Annotated in this window: 15 protein-coding genes and 1 pseudogene; 10 read left to right on the top strand and 6 right to left on the bottom strand. The window is 42.9% G+C overall.

The window, feature by feature from the left end; genetic code table 11:
• The first annotated feature begins 133 nt into the window (after positions 1-133).
• The 9 genes from QM738_RS23615 to QM738_RS23575 all read left to right on the top strand — a co-directional run bounded on the left by QM738_RS23615 (position 134) and on the right by QM738_RS23575 (position 16,636).
• A complete protein-coding gene (locus QM738_RS23615) occupies positions 134-2,008 on the top strand; it encodes a rhamnogalacturonan lyase (RefSeq protein ID WP_462279232.1) in 1,875 nt (624 codons plus the stop codon).
• A gap of 476 nt (positions 2,009-2,484) precedes the next feature.
• Entirely contained in the window at positions 2,485-4,827 is a 2,343-nt protein-coding gene (locus tag QM738_RS23610) for a glycoside hydrolase family 2 protein (RefSeq protein WP_462279231.1), read from the top strand.
• A 78-nt stretch (positions 4,828-4,905) separates the two neighbouring features.
• Positions 4,906-5,691 (top strand): rhamnogalacturonan acetylesterase, encoded by a 786-nt coding sequence (locus QM738_RS23605; RefSeq protein WP_462279230.1) that lies wholly within the window; start codon positions 4,906-4,908, stop codon positions 5,689-5,691.
• A gap of 3 nt (positions 5,692-5,694) precedes the next feature.
• The gene (locus QM738_RS23600; protein ID WP_462279229.1) at positions 5,695-6,489 is read left to right on the top strand and encodes a rhamnogalacturonan acetylesterase; all 795 of its coding nucleotides are present in this window, start codon (positions 5,695-5,697) and stop codon (positions 6,487-6,489) included.
• A gap of 15 nt (positions 6,490-6,504) precedes the next feature.
• Positions 6,505-9,414, top strand: coding sequence for an exo-beta-1,4-galactosidase (locus QM738_RS23595; protein WP_462279228.1), 2,910 nt, complete (start codon positions 6,505-6,507; stop codon positions 9,412-9,414).
• Between the two features lies 1 nt (position 9,415).
• Positions 9,416-12,913 (top strand): DUF4450 domain-containing protein, encoded by a 3,498-nt coding sequence (locus tag QM738_RS23590; protein ID WP_462279227.1) that lies wholly within the window; start codon positions 9,416-9,418, stop codon positions 12,911-12,913.
• A gap of 23 nt (positions 12,914-12,936) precedes the next feature.
• Positions 12,937-13,650: a hypothetical protein gene (locus tag QM738_RS23585; protein WP_462279226.1), complete on the top strand. Its 714-nt coding sequence runs from the start codon at positions 12,937-12,939 to the stop codon at positions 13,648-13,650.
• Positions 13,613-15,064: a hypothetical protein gene (locus QM738_RS23580; protein ID WP_462279225.1), complete on the top strand. Its 1,452-nt coding sequence runs from the start codon at positions 13,613-13,615 to the stop codon at positions 15,062-15,064. Before QM738_RS23585 ends, QM738_RS23580 begins: the two co-directional genes overlap by 38 nt.
• A 150-nt stretch (positions 15,065-15,214) precedes the next feature.
• The gene (locus QM738_RS23575; protein ID WP_462279224.1) at positions 15,215-16,636 is read left to right on the top strand and encodes a glycoside hydrolase family 28 protein; all 1,422 of its coding nucleotides are present in this window, start codon (positions 15,215-15,217) and stop codon (positions 16,634-16,636) included.
• 59 nt (positions 16,637-16,695) lie between these two features.
• On the opposite strand, the gene QM738_RS23570 is transcribed toward QM738_RS23575, so the two are convergent.
• From QM738_RS23570 to QM738_RS23560, 3 genes and pseudogenes are all read right to left on the bottom strand, one after another.
• Positions 16,696-17,688: a hypothetical protein gene (locus QM738_RS23570; protein ID WP_462279223.1), complete on the bottom strand. Its 993-nt coding sequence runs from the start codon at positions 17,686-17,688 to the stop codon at positions 16,696-16,698.
• 196 nt (positions 17,689-17,884) lie between these two features.
• Positions 17,885-18,380, bottom strand: a pseudogene (locus tag QM738_RS23565) (DUF6250 domain-containing protein).
• A gap of 185 nt (positions 18,381-18,565) precedes the next feature.
• The gene (locus QM738_RS23560) at positions 18,566-20,275 is read right to left on the bottom strand and encodes a polysaccharide lyase family protein (protein WP_462279222.1); all 1,710 of its coding nucleotides are present in this window, start codon (positions 20,273-20,275) and stop codon (positions 18,566-18,568) included.
• 163 nt (positions 20,276-20,438) lie between these two features.
• Here QM738_RS23560 and QM738_RS23555 point away from each other — a divergent pair, with 163 nt between their 5' ends.
• Positions 20,439-20,642: a hypothetical protein gene (locus tag QM738_RS23555; RefSeq protein WP_462279221.1), complete on the top strand. Its 204-nt coding sequence runs from the start codon at positions 20,439-20,441 to the stop codon at positions 20,640-20,642.
• A gap of 182 nt (positions 20,643-20,824) precedes the next feature.
• Here the strand turns inward: QM738_RS23555 and QM738_RS23550 are convergent, their stop codons facing one another.
• From QM738_RS23550 to QM738_RS23540, 3 genes are all read right to left on the bottom strand, one after another.
• Positions 20,825-21,505: a DUF2306 domain-containing protein gene (locus QM738_RS23550; RefSeq protein ID WP_462279220.1), complete on the bottom strand. Its 681-nt coding sequence runs from the start codon at positions 21,503-21,505 to the stop codon at positions 20,825-20,827.
• Positions 21,506-21,601: 96 nt separating this feature from the next.
• A complete protein-coding gene (locus tag QM738_RS23545; protein ID WP_462279219.1) occupies positions 21,602-22,225 on the bottom strand; it encodes an HAD-IA family hydrolase in 624 nt (207 codons plus the stop codon).
• 47 nt (positions 22,226-22,272) lie between these two features.
• Positions 22,273-22,878, bottom strand: coding sequence for a hypothetical protein (locus tag QM738_RS23540; RefSeq protein ID WP_462279218.1), 606 nt, complete (start codon positions 22,876-22,878; stop codon positions 22,273-22,275).
• Positions 22,879-22,908: the final 30 nt, after the last annotated feature.

Here is a 22,908-nt window from a genome sequence, read left to right as displayed (position 1 = left end):
GCAGCAAAGGATTAGCCACGGATTACACAGATTTTCACAGATCAAATACAAAAAAATAGATAAGAAAAATCCGTGTTAATTCGTGTAATCCGTGGCCCAAAAAGACTGCGAAGCAGTCTCTAAATAAATTTATATGAAAAGAAAAGCAAGCATTTTATTGGTGGCAATTTTTTGTGGCATCAGCGCTTTTGCACAGCGGCAGATGGAATACCTGAACCGGGGTGTGGTGGCAGTGCCCGATGGAAAAGGAAATATTTTTGTAAGCTGGCGACTACTGGTTACTGATGATGATAAAGTGGATTTTAATGTTTACCGGGCAGATAATGGCGGCAAACCGGTGAAGATCACTAAAAAGCCAATTGCTGCGTATACGCATTACAGTGATGATGGTATTGACAGCAGCAAAGCCTACAGTTATTTTGTAACACCGGTGGTAAAAGGAAAAGAATTAACGCCTTCAGAAAAATTTACGGTACCTGCAATGGCAAAGCCTTATTTATCCATACCATTACGCACACCGGCAGGCTATTCGGCCAATGATGCTTCCGTAGGCGACCTGGATGGCGACGGACAATACGAGATCATCATTCACATGACGGGTAGGGCGCACGATAATTCGCAGTCGGGTTATACCGATCCACCCATATTGCAGGCCTATAAAATGGATGGCAGTTTTTTGTGGGAGATCAATTTAGGAAAGAACATACGGGAAGGTGCACACTATACGCAATTTATGGTATACGACCTGGATGGTGATGGCAAAGCAGAGATCGCGATGAAAACTGCGGATGGCAGCATGGATGCCAAGGGCACGGTGATCGGCGATTCATCAAAAGACTGGCGTAATGAAAAAGGATATATTTTATCAGGTCCGGAATACTTAACTGTATTCAACGGCTTGACCGGTGAGATCATCAATACCACCGATTATGTGCCGCCACGCTATGGTAAATTAAATCCCACTACCGAAGAATTAAAAGTCATGTGGGGCGATGGTTATGGCAACCGTATGGATCGTTTTTTGGCCTGCGTGGCTTACCTGGATGGCGTACATCCGAGTTTAGTAATGTGTCGCGGTTATTATACCAGGACCATTTTGGCAGCATGGGATCTTAAAGATGGTAAATTGGTAAAACGCTGGGTGTTCGACAGCAATGATGAGGGTAATAAAAAATTTGCAGGGCAGGGCAATCATAATTTAACGGTGGCCGATGTGGATGGAGATGGTAGGGATGAAATTGTATACGGGCAAATGACCGTGGATGATAATGGCAAAGGTTTGTACAGCACCGGCATTGGTCATGCGGATGCACTGCACGTAAGCGATCTCGATCCTTCCCGCCCGGGGCTGGAAGTATTCAGCATACAGGAACGTTTTGATGATGCAGGCGCTAACTTCCGTGATGCAAGAACCGGCGAAGTGATCTGGAAAAAAGCTTCTGTGAAAGCGGGTGATGATGGCGAAGGACCGGGTCGTGCACTGGCACTGGATGTGGATCCACGTTATCCCGGTTTTGAATGCTGGGTGGCAGGTGCAGGTATCACCGGCATGTTTGATAACAAAGGCAATAAGATAGCCGACAAAACACCGGCCTGTAACATGGGTATTTTTTGGGATGGTGATGTGTTGAGCGAAGTACTCAATGGCGTTAACGTAAGCAAATGGTTGTACGACAGCAGCAAAACACAAACCTTATTCGACGGAAGAAATTTTGATTGTGTAAGTAATAACGGTACCAAGTCCAATCCCTGTTTATCGGCCGATCTTTTTGGCGACTGGAGAGAGGAACTGATCTGCAGAACAAAAGACAGTAAAGAACTACGCATCTTCACAACCACTATTCCGACAGATAAAAAATTCTATACACTGATGCAGGATCCGCAATACCGTTTAAGTATTGTGTGGCAGAATGTGGCATACAACCAACCACCGCATACCAGCTTCTTTATGGGACAGGATATGTCGCAACCGCCGAAACCGAACATCGTTGTAATGAAGAGAAAGTAATTGTAGATTTTAGATGGGCGATTTCAGATTTGTGATTTGTGAGTTGTGAGTTGTGAGTTGTGATTTGTGAGTTGTGAGTTGTGAGTTGTGAGTTGTGAGTTGTGAGTTGTGAGTTGTGAGTTGTGAGTTGTGAGTTGTGAGTTGTGAGTTGTGAGTTGTGAGTTGTGAGTTGTGAGTTGTGAAAATATTTGGGTTTGTAAAGATACTGCGATTTGGATGCAGTCTATCTTCGAGTTATCACCAGTACCTGCATAAGGCGCCTCTTTTGGTTCGGTGATGCCGAAGGCGGCATTCGAAAAATCCGCCTTTGGCGGTAATTTTTCGAAAGAGCCAAAAGTAGCGCCGGTGTAGGTACGCAGCCCCACCGGCTGTGGAGGTGAAAGGGACAAATTAATAAGAGCTTGTAAAAAAGCATACCCGGCAACGATTTTTATAAATTAAAGAGAACTTGTAAAAATTAAAAGAAAAAACGAATAATGGGAAAAAAGTATTTTGTATGTAAGATATTTCTATTGGTAACAAGTTGTTTTTTCGTAACAACAATTACTGCACAGGAATTATCAAGAAAAACAATTTCTTTTGATGATGACTGGAAATTTTTAAGGGATGATGTAAAGGGTGCAGAACAAACTGAATTCAATGATGCCGCATGGCGTTCATTGAATGTACCACACGACTGGAGCATTGAAGGTCCATATGACAGGAATAACGCCACCGGCCGCGGCGGCGGATATTTGCCCGGCGGTATAGGCTGGTACCGCAAAACATTTACATTGACTAATGATAATGCACAACAAAAAATATTCATTGAGTTTGATGGTGTGATGGCCAATAGTGATGTCTGGATAAACGGGTATCATTTGGGCAAACGTCCTAACGGTTATGCAAGTTTTGAATATGAACTCACAGGTCATTTGAATTTTGGGGATAAGAAAAATGTTATTGCGGTAAGAGCTGATAATACGGTGCAGCCTGCCTCAAGGTATTATACAGGCGCCGGCATCTATCGCCATGTTTCACTGAATATTACCAATCCGGTGCATGTGGCGCACTGGGGTACTTTCATTACTACAAAAAATATTAGTGCAGTAAAAGCAACGGTAAACCTGAAAGTAAAAATTTTGAATGAATCTAAAGCTGCACAAAATATATCGGTAGAGTTTATGATTTCCTCAACGCGGGATGGAAAAAAAATTACAGCGGTATCGGCTAAACAAAAAATTGAACCGGGTGCTGCGCAAACTGTAGATCAAAATATTGTTCTGGATAATCCATTGCTTTGGGATATTGATAGTCCGGCAATGTATGAGGTATATATAACGGTCATTGTAAATAAAAAAACAGTGGATAAAACCGTTGAAACATTCGGGATCAGGGATATTCAGTTCGATGCGGCATCAGGTTTTTTACTCAATGGCAAACAGGTAAAAATAAAAGGCGTTTGCCTGCACCATGATGCCGGTGCTTTAGGAGCAGCAGTTCCATTTAGCGTTTGGAAAAAAAGATTGGAAACATTAAAAGAACTAGGTGTAAATGGTATCCGTACTTCTCATAATGCAGTGGCTCCGGAATTTTTAAGCCTTTGTGATTTTATGGGTTTCTTAGTGATGGATGAGACCTTCGACACATGGAATGCTGCTAAAAGTCACGCAGAAAAAGGATACAATTTATATTTTACTGATTGGTGGGAACGTGATACAAGGGATATTGTATTGAGAGATCGCAATCATCCTTCCATTGTAATTTACAGTATTGGTAACGAGATACACGATAACCTGAATGATTCATCAGGGTTTAAGAAATACCGGATGCAGCAGGACCTGGTGCATTCACTCGATCCCACAAGGCCGGTAACGATGGCTTTGTTCCGACCGGCATTATCCAAAGTGTATGAGAATGGATTTGCAAAGATCATGGACGTGGTGGGACAGAATTACCGGGAGAATGAACTGGTGGCAGCACATGAAAAAAATCCTGACTGGAAAGTAATCGGTACAGAGAACAGGGTGGAACAGGCCGCATGGATACCTTTAAGAGATAAACCTTACATGTCGGGGCAGTTTTTATGGACAGGTATTGATTATCTCGGCGAAGCCGACTGGCCTGAAGTGGCGCATGGTTCGGGGCTATTAGATAAAACAGGAGCAATAAAAGATGTGGGCTATCAACGGCAAAGCTGGTGGAGTGATAAACCGATGGTATACGTAATGCGTAAAGAAGGCAATGCCGGGGCGGGCGCATGGGTAAGCGACTGGAGTCCTACGGATATTGATACCTATGATGAAGCAAAGATCCAGGTGTTCAGTAATTGCGATGAGGTGGAATTGTTTTTAAATGGTACATCAGTAGGAGTGCAGCCACGTCCTGCAGATAATGCATCACCCAGAAACTGGTCGATCAATTTTCATAAAGGCACATTAAAAGCGGTGGCCAGGAATAATGGCAAAGTGGTGGCCGAACAGGAATTGACCACAACAGGCAGTCCATCAAAGATTGTATTAACGGCTGATAGAAATAAGATATTGAACACATCGGAAGATGCTGTATACATTACCGCTACGGTTACGGATGATAATGGTTTGCCCTGTATCAATGCGATCAACAAAATAAAATTCACCGTAGAAGGGCCTGGTGTAATTGCGGCGGTAGACAATGCCGATCTTGCCAGCACCGATCCTTATCAAACCAATGAAAGGTGGGCATTTAAAGGAAAATGTGTGGCTATCATCAAAGCCAGTGCTGGTGCAGGAACGATAAAGATAACGGCTTCTTCCCCTGAATTAAAAAATGCGGTTATCAACCTCAAAATAGATGACTAAAACAGCTATGAGTTATGCGGATAAAGAACTTTTAATTAGTACTAATTCGTGTAATTCACTGCAATAAAAAACACTACGATGAAAAGGATTGTTAAATTGAGAACAGTATTTCTCTTAACTATTGTTATTGCATTGAGCTCTTTTCTTTTATTGAAAAAAGAAAAACCAACGCTCTACATCATCGGCGATTCTACCGTAAGAAATACCAACCGCCCGCAATGCGGCTGGGGCGAAAAGATCGGCGATTTTTTTGACACCACCCAGCTCCGTATTTCCAACCAGGCCATGGCGGGAAGGAGTACACGAACTTTTATAAAAGAAAAACGCTGGGATAAAGTGATGAGTACATTAATAGCCGGCGATTATGTGATCATGCAGTTTGGTCATAATGAAGGCAGCAAGCCGGATACCAGTAAAGCGGGCTATCGTGGCGTGTTAAGAGGCACCGGCGAAGAAACAGTAGAATTGACCTGGCCCGACAGCACGAAAGAAATTGTACACACTTATGGATGGTATATCCGTAAATTCATACAGGATGCAAAATCCAAAGGCGCAATACCTATTGTAGCATCCATGATACCGAGAAATGAATGGAAAGATGGTAAGGTAAAACGTGCCGACAATGATTATGGTAAATGGGCTAAAGAAGTTGCCACCAGCGAAGGCGTGACCTTTGTAGACCTGAATGCCATCACTGCGGATAAATATGATGCGATGGGGCCGGATAAAGTAAAAGAATTCTTTCCCGGCGATCATACCCATACCAACGAAGCAGGTGCAACAATCAATGCAGCCTCCGTAACAGAAGGTATTAAAATGGTAAAATCATTGGGATTGAATAATTATTTACTCAATAAAAATTAAGTCATGTTGAGATATAAAAAAAGAAATATTGTTTTGGCAGTAGCAGTGATCCTGCTTTCTTCATTTTTGATGCTGAAAAAAGCGGATAAAAAACCAACACTGTTTTTCATTGGCGACAGCACTGTAAAAAATGGTCGTGGTGATGGTGCAGGCAATATGTGGGGCTGGGGCGACCTGATGAAACCATTGTTTGACACCACGAAGATCGACCTGGAAAATGATGCATTGGGCGGCACGAGCAGCCGTACTTATTTAACCAAGGGCTTATGGGATAAAGTGTTGGCAAAAATTCAGAAAGGTGATTTTGTGATCATGCAGTTCGGGCATAACGACAGCAGTCCGCTGGATGATACTGCAAGAGCAAGAGGAACCATTAAAGGAGTAGGGGATTCTGCGAAGGAAATTTATAACCCCATTACCAAGCAGCAGGAAGTGGTGCATACCTACGGATGGTACCTGGCCAAATTTACCAATGAGGCAAAAGCAAAAGGCGCCACCGTATTCATTTGTTCGCCTATCCCCCGCAACGACTGGAAGGATGGCAAGGTGGTGCGGTATAACGGTACCGGCTATGGGCTGTGGGCAAAACAAACTGCAGAAGCAACGGGCTCGTTTTTTATCGACCTGAACAGCATTACTGCCGATGCCTATGATGAAATGGGGCCGGAAAAAGTAAAACCGTTTTTTCCTAATGAGCATACGCACACATCATGGGATGGCGCTGCATTGAATGCCGCCAGTATAGTAAAAGGCATCCGACAATTGAAAAACTGCAGCTTGCAGCAGTACCTGCGATAAATTTTTTAAAACTATATGGGGAGACAAAGCAGTTTACACATAAAGTTATTGATTTCCCTGCTGGTGATACTGGCAGGGAATTGTGCTATTGTACATGCCCAAACGATCTCACTTGCAGGGCAATGGGATTTTAAAATGGATCCCAATGATGTTGGTATCGCAGAAAAATGGTTCAATAAAAAACTGGATGATCACGTCACATTGCCCGGCTCTATGTTAAGTAATAATAAAGGCAATGAAGTAACCATTGATACAAAATGGACAGGCAGCATTTACGACAGCAGCTGGTATTTTATGCCCCGCCTTGCTAAATACCGCCAGCCCGGTAACCTGCATTTCCCTTTCTGGTTAACACCCAATAAATATTATGTGGGTGTTGCCTGGTATAGTAAAACTATTGTAATACCCGCTGGCTGGGCACAACAAAACATACAGCTCTTCCTCGAAAGGGTGCATACTATTTCTACTGTATGGATAGATGGAAAAGAAGCAGGTACACAAAACAGCCTCGCCACGGCACATGAATATGATTGTGCAGCTTTTTTACAACCGGGCAAGCATACCATTACAATAAGGCTGGATAACCGCATAACGGATATGAATGTAGGGCCTGATTCGCATAGTGTTACCGATCATACACAGGGTAACTGGAATGGCATCATTGGCAAAATGGAATTGAGGGCGGTCCCGAAAACATTCATCAAAAACGTACAGGTATATCCGGATGTAAAAAATAAAAGAGCCAGGGTACTGATTACTGCATGTAACGATGCTGATAATACTGCTGCAATCGTTATTGGACTGTCAGCAAATGCCTTTAATACCAAAACGGCTCACCGTGTAACAATCAAAAAAAATGCAGAGATCACAAAGGGTGATACAGTGCTGGAATTAATATTACCCATGACCGATCAGGTGCAGTTGTGGAGTGAGTTTGATCCGGTACTTTACGAACTCCATACTGTTATTTCGGGCAAAAATGCACAAAGCAGCAGTATTACACAATTTGGTATGCGTGAGTTTGGTGTTGATGGCACACAGTTTACCATCAACGACCAAAAAACTTTTTTGCGTGGCACGGTAAACAACTGCGAATTTCCGCTTACCGGCTTTCCACCTACTGACCTGGCAAGCTGGCAAAAATTATTTGCGACTGCAAAAGCACACGGATTGAATCATATGCGCTTTCATTCCTGGTGCCCGCCCGAAGCGGCATTTGATGCAGCAGACAGGGAAGGATTTTATTTACAACCGGAAGTGGATTCCTGGCCCAATCATGGCACTTCATTGGGCGATGGAAGGTTTATTGATCAATATATTTATGCGGAAGCTAAAAAAATGTTGCAGCGGTATGGTAACCATCCTTCCTTTGCTATGCTGGCAGCGGGTAACGAACCTGCGGGAAGAAACCAGGCAAAATATTTAAAGGATTTCATCTTTTATTTTAAGGCCTTAGACAATCGCCGTTTATATACCGGGGCATCAGTAGCCATGAGCTGGCCATTGGTACCCGAAAATGAATACATGATCAAGTCCGGCGCAAGGGGGCTGGACTGGAATTCGCGTATGCCTTCCAGTGACTCTGATTACCGTCGTGCTATCGCCGCGTTCACTATGCCCTATGTTACGCATGAACAGGGGCAATGGTGTGTATTTCCGGATTTTAAAGAGATCAAATTGTATACGGGCAATTACCGGGCAAAGAATTTTGAAATGTTTCAGCAGGACCTGATTGGAAATGGAATGGGTGATCTTGCAGAAAAATTTTTAATGGCTTCAGGAAAATTGCAGACCATCTGTTATAAGTACGAACTGGAAAAATCCCTGCGCACACCCGGGCTTGGCGGATTCCAGCTATTAGGGTTGCAGGATTTTCCCGGCCAGGGTTCGGCAATCGTTGGTACACTCAATGCCTTCTGGAAAGAGAAAGGCTATACTACGGCAAAAGAATTCAAACAATTCTGTAATATAACGGTGCCGCTGATACGCTGTTCAAAATTTGTATATACCAATGACGAAAACATACAGGCAGCTGTAGAAATTTATCATTACGGGCAGGCAGATATGAATGATGCAACCATTAGCTGGCAGTTACGCAACAATAAGGGTGCCGTATACAGCGAAGGAAAATTTGCAGCACAGAATATTGCCACCGGCAAAAATACTTTCGCAGGTAATATTACTGCTTCTTTAGATAAAATTAGCGCAGCGCAGCAGTTAACTTTATATGTAACCATTGATAAGACCGGTATTGAAAACAACTGGAATTTTTGGGTATATCCCAAAGCATTGCCTGCAATAAATAACAATACGGTTTATTATACCGATACGCTGGATGCAAAAACCGTGGAAGTGCTGAACAATGGAGGAAAGGTATTTTTAAATCTTGCCGGAAAAATCATGAAAGGAAAAGAAGTGGTGCAGTATTTTACGCCGGTATTCTGGAACACATCCTGGTTTAAAATGCGCCCGCCCCATACATTGGGTATGCTGATAGAGGAAAAGCATCCTGCCTTTGCTGCCTTTCCAACCAGCTATCACAGCGATCTTCAATGGTGGGAAATAGTGAACCGTGCACAGGTAATGCACCTGGAAGATTTTCCCCAGGATTTTAAAATATTGCTGCGGCCCATTGATACCTGGTTCATGAACCGGAGGCTGGCCGTTTTATTTGAAGCAAAATGCGGTAACGGGAAGATCATGGTAAGCAGTGCCGAGCTTTCACCCAATACGCCGGGCAAGCCAGCCGCCACGCAATTATTTTACAGCCTGCAAAAATATATGAACAGTGATGCATTTGCGCCTGCACAGTCAATTGATATAAATTTGATCAGGGATCTAACCAGTAAACCTTCAAAGTTTGTATGGGACGCATTTACCAAAGCAGCGCCTGATGAATTAAAACCAAAATTGATCGCACAATAACATGAAGAAAAAAAGATGTACCATATACGATCCCGGGGCAACAGTCAAATACTGTGTTGTGCTGTTATTGTGCTGCATCATTGCACCTGTTTGCATCAAGGCACAACAGAATGAAACTACTTTTTGGCACGATAAGGAAAGAACGGTGCATTACCTGCCGCAGGGCAATGATTTTGTTTTATATAAAGGCACCCGGAAATTCAACCGGGCGCTGTATGGCACCAACACTGCCTTTCGTGTAGAAGCAGGTGACTTACCTGAATTTGCCTTGTACATGCCCGGTATGGGAGGTAACTGCAAAATTGGTATCAGTGTAAATGGAAAAAGTAAATGGATCAGTAATGCCGATGTAATAAAAACTATTTACCGCCCCGGTACAATGCTGTATGAAATAAAAGACAGTTTACTGGGAAAAGGCTCCATCAATGTTACAGTGTTGGCTATGGCAGATGCGGAAGGAATGATCGTTAAAATGGAAACAATTAATGCACCGGCCAATACCAATTTGTTGATGGTATACGGTGGTGCCACAGGCAAAAAATTCGGGCGTGATGGAGATATCGGCGCCGATCCTGAATCATCTTTTTATTTGCAGCCCGGTTATTGTAAAGACAACAGTTATAAAATTGAAAAGAATAGTTTCCAGCTTTTTTACGGATTGTCAAAAGCATTAAGCGAAGATGAACGATACGAGATACAATATGGCGATAAGAAACCTGATACGAGTGGAAAAGAAAAACCTAAACAGCTGACAGGTATCTTTCCTGTAACAGCAACACTAAAAATTGCGGATGCAGAAAAGCAGTCATCACCAGAAGAATTATTTGCTTCTTCCGCAACTGCTGCATCGCCGGTGGTTATTGCAAAATGGAGTGTAGGAAAAGATCATCCATTTTATTTTGCAGTGCAGAAGGCAGGAGATAATACCAGTGCAGAAATATTACCCGCAATGTTTGCGAAAGCAGAAGCGGCAAGAAAGAAAATTGCAGACCGGGTGCAGTTGCAGACGCCGGATGAATTTATCAATCCTATGGGTGCTGCATTGGCCATTGCGGCAGACGCCATCTGGGAAGAACCTTCTTTTATGCACGGTGCTATTGCATGGCGCATGCGGTTGCCTGCATGGCGTGGACCTTATGCTGCCGATCCGCTGGGCTGGCACGATAGGGCAAGAACACATTTCAGCAGTTATGCCTTATCACAGGTAACGAAGGTGCCACCAGGTCCTGTAGTATTTGATACAGCGTTACACATAGCGAGACAGCAGGAAAAAATGGGCAACGCCATGTTCAGCAATGGGTATATCAGCCGCAACCCCGGTGGTGATATCCGTCCGCATCATTATGATATGAACCTGGTGTACATTGATGAACTGCTCCATCATTTTAATTATACCGGCGATATAGATTATGTAAAAAAAATGTGGCCGGTAATAAAGCTGCACCTGCAATGGGAGAAAAGAAATTTTGATGCAGATGGCGATGGACTATACGATGCTTATGCAGCGATATGGGCCAGCGATGCACTGCAATACAGTGGCGGTGGTGTTACACATTCTTCTGCTTATAATTACCGTGCCAATAAAACTGCGGCCATGCTGGCCAAAATGATAGGTGAGGATGGGAGCGCTTACGAAGCAGAAGCAAACAAGATATTTGCTGCAATGAACAAAGAACTGTGGCTGAAAGATAAAGGCTGGTTTGCTGAAAACAAGGACCTGATGGGGTTGCAACTGGTGCATCCTGCGGCTGCATTATGGACGGTATACCATGCCGTGGATGAGAACGTGCCGGATGCAAAGCAATGCTACCAGCTGATGCGTTATGTAGATCATCATATTCCGCATATTCCTGTAAAAATTAATGGCTTAAAAGATGAAGGATATTATTTATTATCTACTACTAACTGGCAGCCGTACACGTGGAGTATGAATAATGTGGCCTTGGCAGAAAACCTGCATGCATCGCTTGCATACTGGCAAAGTAATGAAGCGGATAATGCCTATAAATTATTTAAAAGCACCGTGGTGGAAAGTATGTACGCCAGCGCCAGCCCGGGTGGTTTTGAGCAATTGTCTTTTTATGATGCCATCCGTGGCGAACTGTACCGTGACTTTGCAGACGGCATTGGTATGGCGGCAAGATCTTTAACAGAAGGTTTGTTTGGTATCTTGCCGGACGCATTGCATGATCAGCTTTTAATAAAACCAGGTTTTCCATCCGCATGGCAGTTTGCAAAAATTGCAGTGCCCGATATTAGTTTTGAGTTTAAACAAAATAAAAATGTTGCTTCTTACAATATCACGCAATCTTATCAAAAATTATTGAACATTACATTGCAGTTGAAAGCGCTGCAAGATAAAGTGGCATCGGTAACGGTGAATGGAAAACCTGTGAAATGGAACTGGATGCAGAACATGGTTGGTGCGCCAATGATCGCAATTGAATGTGGCAAGACCAGGAATGCTGTTATAAAAATAACCTGGGGAGGCAAAATCTTTGATGACGTTGAAAGTCAATACCTGAGGCCGATATATGGAAAAGGTAAGGTAGAGCTTAAAAATGCAATTTGTATTGCAATAGATGATCCTCAACACGTTTTTAAAAATACGAATATGCAAAAAACATCGGTTGCTTACGAAGTGACCGATGAGCCTAATTTTCATACAGCTTTTTTGCAATTGCAACAGGGCGGTGTCACCTGGTTCGACCCGGTACATTTTGATATTAATTATCCTGTCGAGGTCGACAATCTGAAGGATTTTCCTCCTTATGGTCCGTTTACTATGGTAGACCTGCAACCCTATTTTAATGATAAAGTGACGCAGATATTTAAAAACAAATACCTTTCGCCCAGGCCATCATCAACCACTTTGCAGATACCCTGGCAGGGGATCGGTAACTGGTGTTATCCATTAACAGATGTGAATATTGATGACAGTGGTGTACGGGAAAAAGCAGGCAGTGCTAACACGATCTATCTTGATCAACTACCCTTTGCAACTCCATCAGCGAAAGATGCGAAAAATATCATTTACACTTCGCAATGGGACAATTATCCAAAGTCTGTAACAATACCATTAAATGGAAAAGCGCGGCAACTGGAATTACTCATGGCAGGAAGCACCAATCACCAGCAAAGCCAGTTTACCAATGGAAAGATCACTGTTACGTATACTGATGGAAGTACTGATGAAGTGGCTTTAGTAAACCCGTACAACTGGTGTCCCATTGAGCAGGATTATTATGATGATGGATTTGCTTTTGATACGCACTATTCGAGGAATTACCGCTTGCTTTTAAAAACAGGTGAGTTTACCAGCAAGATCACTAAATTAAGTACTATTAAAGGGCTTACCAGTCGTGCTATTGACGGTGGCGCCGGAATTGTAATTGATATGTATTTAAAAAGAGATAAAGAATTGAAAAGTCTGAAAATAGAAACCATTGCCAACGAAGTGGTAATCGGTTTAATGAGTGCAACATTGGTAGGTAATTAATAATTAAAAATTAATAATTGATAATGAGATCGGTTTTAAATATTGTAGTAGCAATTTTTGCTTTTGTATCAGCAACTGCTCAACCCATCAACCGCAAAGCATTGGTGGAAAGGCATACCGTTGTCAATAAAAAAATGGATACGCTTTCTTCCCTATCCGTAGGCAATGGAAAATTTGCATTTACCGTAGATGCCACAGGATTACAATCTTTCCCCGACGCTTATGCGAAAGGTGTGCCACTGGGTACAGAAAGCGAATGGGGCTGGCATAGTTTTCCTAATACAAAAGGATACAAGGAAGAAGAAGCATTAAAGACCTATCATTTGAACGGCAGGGATGTACAATACATGGTGCAATGGAACAGTCCTGAACAAAATAAGAATGCCTGCAACTATTTTCGACAAAACCTGCATCGTTTGCAATTAGCCAACATCGGGCTGGAGATCACTAAGAAAGACGGGACCATTTTTAAAATAGAAGATGTAAAGGATATTGATCAGCAATTGAATATGTGGACAGGCGAGATCCATTCAAAATTTACAGTAGATGGTGCGCCGGTGGAAGTGATCACTTATTGCCACCAGCAGGATGATATGATAGGGGTTAAGATCAATTCTGGTTTAATAAAAGAAAGAAGGATCAACATCCGTATCCGGTTGCCTTATCCCACCGGTGGTTGGGCAGATATGAATACCAATTTTGCTGACGAAGAAAAAACATCAGTCTGCATTAAATGAATCATCACATAACAGTGCAGTGATCACTCATAACCTGGATACCACTTCGTATAAATTGTTTTTGAACTGGAACAACAGGGCCGATATCAGCACCAAACAAAAGCACTATTTTTTAGTGAAGCCTTATGCAACTGATGCTTTTGAATTTACCTGCGCTTTTACACAGGCTACGGGTTTGAAAAAAGAATTTTCTTTTAGTGATATAAAGAACAATAGTACCAGTTCTTGGGCTGCGTTCTGGAAGCGGGGTGCCGCAGTGGATTTTACAGGCAGCACCGATATAAGGGCCAGCGAACTGGAAAGAAGGATCGTGCTCTCGCAATACCTTACCAAAGTAAATTGCGCCGGCAGCAATCCTCCGCAGGAAACAGGGCTCACGTATAACAGCTGGTACGGTAAACCGCATATAGAAATGCATTGGTGGCATGCCATTCATTTTGCATTATGGGGCAGGGTAGACCTTTTGGAAAAAAGTTTGCAATGGTACGACCGTGTTGCACCCATTGCAAAAGCAATCGCAAAGCGGCAGGGATACGAAGGCGTGCGCTGGCAGAAAATGACCGACAACGACGGGAGAGAAGTGCCTTCATCCATCGGCGCCTTTTTAATATGGCAGCAACCACATTATATTTATTTTACAGAACTGGTTTATCGGGAAAAGCCTAATACACAAACACTCAACCGGTATAAGAACCTGGTATTTGCCACGGCAGATTTTATGGCCTCTTTTGCACGCTACGATGCAGCCACCAAAAAATATGTATTGGGAAAAGGTGTGATCGCTGCACAGGAAAGATTTAAAGCCGATACCACTTATAATCCTACCTACGAGCTGGCTTACTGGCACTGGGCCTTATCCACTGCACAAAAATGGAGAGAACGCCTGCACCTGCCCCGCAATAAAAAATGGGATGATGTGATCAAAGATCTTTCGCCTTTACCGGTACAGGGAGATAAATATTTGTTTACCGAAAGTGCAACGGACTCTTACACCAATCCTGAATTCAAGACAGATCATCCATCCGTACTGGGTGCATTGGGTATGGCGCCGGAAACACCGATGGTGGACAAAACGATCATGAAAAATACGTTCAATTGGATATGGAGCAACTGGAGCTGGAATGATACCTGGGGATGGGATTTTCCCATGACGGCGATGACGGCTACACGGTTAGGGATGCCCGAAAAAGCTATTGACGCCTTGCTGATGCCCATTACCACCAATACTTATTTGAACAATGGACACAATTACCAGGATGGCAGGTTAACGATCTATCTACCGGGTAATGGCGGTCTGCTGGCAGCAGTGGCGGTAATGTGTGCCGGTTACGAAGGCAGTAAAGAAACTGAACCCGGTATCCCTAAGAACGGTCAATGGAAAGTGAAATGGGAGGGGTTGAGGAAGATGCTGTGACCCCAAATTTCTTTTGGGGCATATTCCTGCGCCTGGCGCTGAAGTTATGTATTACGATATGAGATACTCCGGCATCGATTCCGTAGATTTTTTTAAAAGCAATTTTTTATCTGCTTACTTTAGGAAACTGTTTTATAAATAACGGTTGCAATGAAACACTCCAACAATTCCCGCAGGGATTTTTTAAGAACAACAGGTAAGGCATTGGCGCTGATGCCTGCAGTAATGGCAATTGATAACACGGCTTTTGCTACTACTGCCCAAAAAGTTTCAAAGGAAAATAATAACAAAGAAACGAAGGACACACAGCTGGTACTTAACATTCGTGATTTTGGCGCCATAGGCGATGGGCAAACAAAAGATACTTTATCTATACAGCAGGCAATAGATCGTTGTTATGTATTGGGAGGCGGCGAAGTGCTGGTGCCCGCCGGTAATTATTTTACCGGTGCCATTGCATTACGCTCCAATGTATTGCTGCGCCTGGAAAAAGATGCCATACTTACTGGCACACCCGATTTTGCAGATTATCCTGTAATGCAGGTGCGTTGGGAAGGCAAGTGGGTAAAGGGGCATACGGCATTGATCTATGCAGCAGAGGCCAGTAATACCGGCATAGTTGGCCCGGGGCATATTGCAGGCAATCATGCACTGGGCGGCAGGCCGAATGATAAATATCCGTTGCGCCATCCGGCATTGATAGAACCTATTGGCTGCAATAATTTACGCTTCGAGAATTTTTCAACGGACTATTATTTAATGTGGAGCCTGCATCCCACCTATTGCGAAAATATTGTTATTAAAAACCTTACCATACGCAGCACGGGCGGCAATGGTGATGGTATCGATATCGATTCCTGCAAACACGTTACCATCGATAATTGCGATATAGCCACCGGCGATGACTGTATTTCCCTTAAGTCGGGCAGGGGTATGGAAGGATACTCACTGTTACGGACAACCGAAGATGTAACGATAACCAATTGCACTTTTGCAGATTCCATTTTTGCCTGCATCGGTATTGGCAGCGAAACATCAGGAGGCATACGCAATGTAAAAATTCAGCATTGTAAATTTATTGGTGCTAAAACGCATGCGGTGTATATCAAAAGCCGCCCCGGCCGCGGCGCCTTTATTGAAGATATTATCTGCGACGACCTGGAAGTATCCAATGTGCAGGCAGGTTTTTTACGTTTCAATATTCTGGGCAGCGGCCTGCAGGACCAGGTGCCCGTGCCGGGACTGGAAGGCATCCCCACCATCAAAAATTTCAGATTCAATAATATCAGGGTAAAAGATGTGCCGGTACTGGTGGATGGTACTGCGATACATCCCGATAAGCCACTGGATGGATTTACATTCACCAATATCAGCGGCACCTGTGCCAAAGGGATTGCATTGGCCAACATTAAAAAAGCAAAATTGAAAAATATAAACGTTACAGGATTTACCGGTCCGTTGATCAGCATTAATAATGTAAGCGGCAAGGGGCTGGATGGTGCAACTACTATCGAAGCGCCAAAAGTTCCTGAAACCATTCCTGCAACACAACCTCCTTATCAACTTAAATAAAAGCACCGCATAAAAAAGCCGCCCTTAAGGCGGCTATTGCTATGCACCATTAACCTGAATTATAATTTTACATACCTGAGATTGGTAACTTCCCCGGTTATTTTATTGTTTAAAGAAAGCGTGTACACACCCGGTTTAATAACAGGCAGTGTAACAGCACTTGCAGTAAGTGTAGTATTGTAAATAGTAGCGCCAGTTGCATCACGTAATAACAACTGCATGTCTTTTGGCTGCAAAATGCCTTTAAAATTCACCGTGTTGCCGGTGTTAGGCACTGGGAAAGCATAGATATTATTGCCGCTGGTATACTTCACTACTCTTGTATCGCTGTAAGTGAATTTACCATTCAGGTCAGTTTGTTTAAGACGGTAATAGCTGGTGCCGGTAACAGGATTTTCATCAAAACTTTCGTAGTTGATAATAGAAGAAGAATTCACTGCACCCTTGACAGTTTTTACAACCGTCCAGTTTGCAGCATCCGTTGATCTTTCAATAGAAAAATAATCATTGTCGATCTCCGATTCTGTTGTCCAGTCCAGTTTTACTTTATCCTTTACCGCTTCGGCAGTAAAGCTGGATAATTTAATAGCCAGCGGACCTCCTGATGGAAAAGTGAACGAAATGGTCTGCGCCGCAATACCGGGACCTTCAATGCTTAAAGTGGCACCATTACAACCTAAAGAAGATACGGTAGCGGTGTTACAATCAGGATTAGGGTTCCATACATTAGAACCAGTAGTCAACTGACCTGAACCACCGGCAACAGGCAGGCTGTAAAAATGCGTGGATGATCCGCAACCGATATTGCCCTGCAAAGTGTACAGGCTCGATGGAATATTTGAACCAGTAAAAGTAACCGTGTAGTTCACCTTTAAATTGTAATTGTAACCATAAGTACAAGAGGTAGTACTGGGTACAATAGCAACGGGCTGCACGGTAACATGCACCATATAACCATTAGAAGAGGTGATATGTACCTGCGAATGGACAGGGCTGGCTAAAAATGTAAAAAGGAAAACAGCAATTGCTGCAGTGAGTAAATGTTTTTTCATTGTGATGAGGTATTTGCGGTACAAAGCTAGGAAAATACTGCATTTTGAACCGTAGTTCTACTACTACAACAGTAATTTTACGGCACTTTTAATGCTTTTTTAATAGGCATAAAATGAAGTTTGCCTTAGAAGCAGTTGCTTATAAATGCAGGAGAAAATATATGCGTCGCAGAAATTTGTATAAATTAACAAGCTATTAATCCAGCTGGTAGATCTTTACATCATCCACCTGCTGGCGGCTGCGGGTAGAGCGGATGGCAAAATAGCCATGACTGAAAGGCTGCTCGTCCTTCCAGGAAAAATAGGTTTCACCGTTCACACTGAAAGTAACCTGGCCATTTTTCATCGTGATCTCAATAGTATATTCTTTATTCGGTTGCAGCAGGTGCAGGCTGTCGCTGTATTCGGCAATGATCTCTTTTATCACCTGCCTTGTATTTACGAAAGCGGGTCGTTTTATTATAATTGCCACCCATGCCCACATAATACATATCCAGTGAATCATATTCTGCAAAGCCGCCTTTACGGGTGAACATTTTTTTGGAAGGATCCGTTGCCATCCAGAATTGATTAAGATCCGATAAGCGGTCATTCTTGCCGCCTTCCATGATCACTTTTCTTTTGTAAACAATGCGGATATTTCCCGATAGTTCTTTTTTATACCAGATGGTGGCGCCGCCGTAAGTATCCATTACAAGACGACCATTTTGCGTGGTCACAATTTCGCTGTCTGCTTTTTGTTTTTCCACCAGCCAGTTGTCCGTATTTAATCCTGCGGAAAAATCATCGCTGAACAACAGCACCTCTTTTTGCGCAGAACTGCCGCATGCCAGCAATAAAAAGAAAAAAGCAATAACGCTTTCATGGTATAAATATTTTATTGTTTCGCTTCCAGCTTGATGGCATCGTACATAATACCGGCGCCCAGCTTGACCGATCTTAAATTGAGCGTGATCTTATTTTCGCCTGTTTGCAAAAGCGCAGCAGGAAATTTTAATTCTTTTAACTGGTAATAACCACCTGCAATGGCCGAGCGGTAAACGCTGGCATCATTGCCCATTCTTAAACTGCTGATCACCGTTCCGTTCACCACTACATCCAGCTGTGGGTTTCTTGCACAACCGGCCACAGCAATGGTAAGCGTGGCGCTGTCGGTATAGGTTTTATTATTGGTGAACAGGATATTCCAGTTGCCTTCTTTGGTTTGTGCGTAGTACCAATCATTATTTTCCTTACTGGTGCCGATAGTATAATTCAGCTCTGCAGGCGGTTGAAGAAATACTGCATAATTGCGTTTGCTGTCGGCCAGTTTAAAGCCCGTGGTCTTTCGGTCTGCAATACCGATCTGCCATAATTTTTCACCATTGTTTTTAGGTTCCCATTTTAGTTTACCCATTACCGTTACTATGTCTGCTGAAATGCTCACATTGTTCTTTACAAATTCTTCGGTCTGGTTACTGCCATAAGCATACAAACTGTATTTGCCCGGCCTGATATTGTTGACCACGAATTTACCTTCGGAATTTGTTTTGGTATAATAGATATAGCCGCGGCTTTGCGCCTGCCAGTCGTAACCTTTATCGGCCAGTACAATATGTGTACCCGGCGCAGCTGGCTGCCCGTTGATCATCAGCTGCCCGCTGGCCTGGCCCCGCAGCAAAGGATAATCAGCGTGCTGCATCCATTTGTAAGGCCATTGCGCTTTCTCTGTTACTGCACGTTGCTTGGCAGTTTTCCAGATCGCGGCAATATCTTTTCCTTCGGTAATGAATAAAAAGAAAGGACCATTCAGTTTTCTCCAGTCGCCATCAATTTTATTATCTCCCTTGCGTACATCACTTAAAAAATGTCCGCAGTTGAACATGTTGATCAAAAAAGGATCGCTGTGCACATCCTGGTATTGCTTGGTGGGGCCGCCGTTCAGGTATTCATGACTGGGGTTGATGACAAAAATACCGAGCCCGCTTTTTTGCCCCGCCATACCATGCACATAGCGGTCTTCAATATAATCGGCATAATCATATTTCGTGTAGTAGGTACTGTCAGGTAGGCGATAGGTCCAGTCCTGTATGGGGTCTTTCAGCTCGGCCATCTTGGGCATGGGGCCCTGAATACTGTCCCGCACCAAATGATAATCAAATAAATTTTCATCAGCCCTGATGCCCCACCTGGTTTGCCCGTAATCACCAGTGGAGTCGCCGGCACGGTGCGTTTCTTCTAAAAAGCAATACACCCCTGCATCGCCGCTGCGCAGGATATAATGCAGATCGTATTGAAAATGATTGGAAGCATCGTGAAAAAAAGACAACTCTATCAATGAATCTGTTAATCGTACAATGGTAAAACGGGAAGGCGACATATTAAAATCCGGCGCCAGCAGGTAAGCCCTGCCTTTTTTACCCAGCAGGCTTATTTTTTTGTGGTTGATGATCTCCGTGATATCCGCATTGGTTTTATTGAAACCTAAACTGATAATACCGTTGGAAAGCTGTACGGTTTCGCCCTTATCCAGCAACTGCACTTTTTGCGCCATCATGCAATGGTGAAGCAAAAAGAACCAAACAGCAGCAACGATCTTGTATTTCATCTAACAGCAATATGAGTGTTTAAATTTACGGTAAAGATATATCTAACTGTCCTGAATAATTGCAGGACAGTGCAGGGTTTTAGCGAAGTTTTTGGAGAATCTTTAACAAAGCTGCATGTGTTATTGACGTATCTTCAGGTACCTTAATTTAACCGGTCGCTTTATGATCTTTTTACCCTTTCTTTTTATTGGTATACCCATAATGGTATGGTTAGCCTACTTTATTTCCAACTCTGTTTATAAAAGCATTAAAGAAACCAATAAGTATGCAAAGCTGATATGTGTGCTGCTTGCACTAGGCATATTTGCGGTACTCATGCTCCTTGCTTTTTATTTTATAGTGGAAAATATAAGGCTGGAACGTTAAGCAAAACGCTATGCTCCTTATTTACTTAATACTTATTTCGATACTATTGCTCTATGGCTGGTTATCGGGCGTAATTGCCAAAAAGCTATGCATGCCTATGCGCAAACAGCATGAGCGGGCCGCAGATATACTGCAATTTTTCACTGCACTCGTGATCTTTGCCTTACTGTTTTTTCTCAGTTTTATTTTCCTGCTTTCCAACCTGCGATTGGGTTGCTGATACGATAGGTTGAAAAATTTTTTCTACGGATCAGCCATTCTGCAAATAACAGGTTGGGTACAAAACCCATCCAGGCATCGATCATATACAATGTTGCAGGATCAATCGTAAAAGAGTGGGAGAGAATGATCTTCCAGGTACGCAGTGTAATGGCAGAAAATGTAAGCGCATAACTGCGGATCATATATTGCTTATGCGTTTTGATATCTTTTGCTCTTATTGCAGCAACACCTTTGTAGGTAAACCAAAACCATAAACAATCCAATATAATAAAAGCAATTTTAGATGGGATGCCGCCATTGGCATAAATGGCCATGATCATTCCGGCGGGTACATTGATGAGCAGGATATCGTACGCATAAATCCTGCCCGCAATGCGGTGCAGTTTTTTATGATGCTTTAAAACATAGCTGGAAAATTGGGTGAACCCGGCGCATAAAGTAAGCAGGCTGGAAAATACATGCGTGTAAAAAGCGATCCTCCATATATCAATGTCAATATAATCCTGCTTGAACCTCAAAAAACCAATATCTGTTTTAAAGGAAGCATATTGTGAAATGGCGAGCAACATACCAAAAGTTGCTGCACACAATGCAAAATATACAAGGATGTTTTTGCCGGTATTTTGTAAGGCTGCTTTCAAGAAAAAGAGTTACTCAAAATAAAGCAATCCGGCACACAATAAAAATACCCGGCAATGTGTACAAAAGATTTTACGCAAACCTTAACTTTTCAGGTATCACTTGATTGTAAAACCAAACTTTGCCAGTTTTTCTACCGTGGTTTTATGATCGATATGGCGCAGGCCTTTTATGCCCAGCGTTTCGGCCACCTGTACAAACATGGAACGATCTTCCAGGTACAGTACCTGTTGCGGTGCTACTTGTGCGGTATCCAATGCGATCTTAAAAATATCTGCATCTGGTTTGCGGAAGTGTACAAAACTGGATACAATAAAAAAATCCACGAAATTATTCATGCCGAATTTGCGGATACGGTATTCCGCCAGTTCACGGCCTTCGTTGCTCACTACAGCTATTTTTACACCGTATTGTTGTTTTAATTGCTGTACCAGTTGCAGCATTTCCGGAAATGGTTTGGACTGGCTGTACATAAAATCCTTGAACGCCTTGCGGGAAAAAGAACGCTTTTTATAAAATACCACCCGGTCCAGGTATTCATCCAGGGTTATCTTGCCTACTTCATACGTATCAAAAGTAAGGTGGTGCCGTTCCTCCGTCTCTTCTTCATCCAGTTTAAAAAGATCAATGGCCCGGCGCCTGCTGCCACGGTCCCAGCCGTTGGTGAGTAGCACACCGCCGATATCGGTGAAGATGGTATTTACAGGTATTTTCTTTTTCATATTGTTACACTAACAATAAAGTCCTGCATATTGTTTGTTATAATAAATTATTTCGGGCAGTCCAGTTTGGCAGCATATTTACTGTAGCTGTCATAGCAATCCAGTCTTATTGCAGTGCTGCCATTTACGGATACCCAGCTTAATTTCAAATACGCAATATCTTTTTTAGGAAGTTTCAATTCGTAATAATAATAACCGGCAATAGTTTTATTATCGCAGCTTTTAAGCAGTTTGGCAGTAAAAGGTTTTTTGCCAAAAACGCTGTCCAGTGTATATTTTGGCTGCATTTCATTGCTCAGGGGCTGGCTTACAATACTAAAGGAAGTGTAACCCATGCGGGGACCTTTCAGCATGATGTTCCATTTAATAGGTTCTGCACCCTGCATATAACTTTTGCCTTTGAGGGTTATATCAACAGCGCCCATCCTGAAAAAGTTGATGCTGGTATCATCACTCATTTCCAGTTTATCGGCCTTCCATTTAATGGGGAATTTTTTAGGCGTACCCACGGCCCAGTCGCCTACATTTTCGTAGCCGGTGCTGTCGGATAACAATTTTTTAATAAGATCGTACAATTCTGTTTTAGGGGATGTTTGTGCATTCACAGCTATGCAGCTGCAGCAAACAGTAATAAGCAGGATAAGTTTTTTCATGCGTCTAAAGATAGAGCATAATTAAAAACC

It is taken from the genome of Ferruginibacter sp. (assembly GCF_049840995.1).
GTDB lineage: Bacteria > Bacteroidota > Bacteroidia > Chitinophagales > Chitinophagaceae > Ferruginibacter.
Note: the sequence above shows the minus strand (reverse complement) of the source record. Positions and strands in the feature narration are given on the sequence as shown.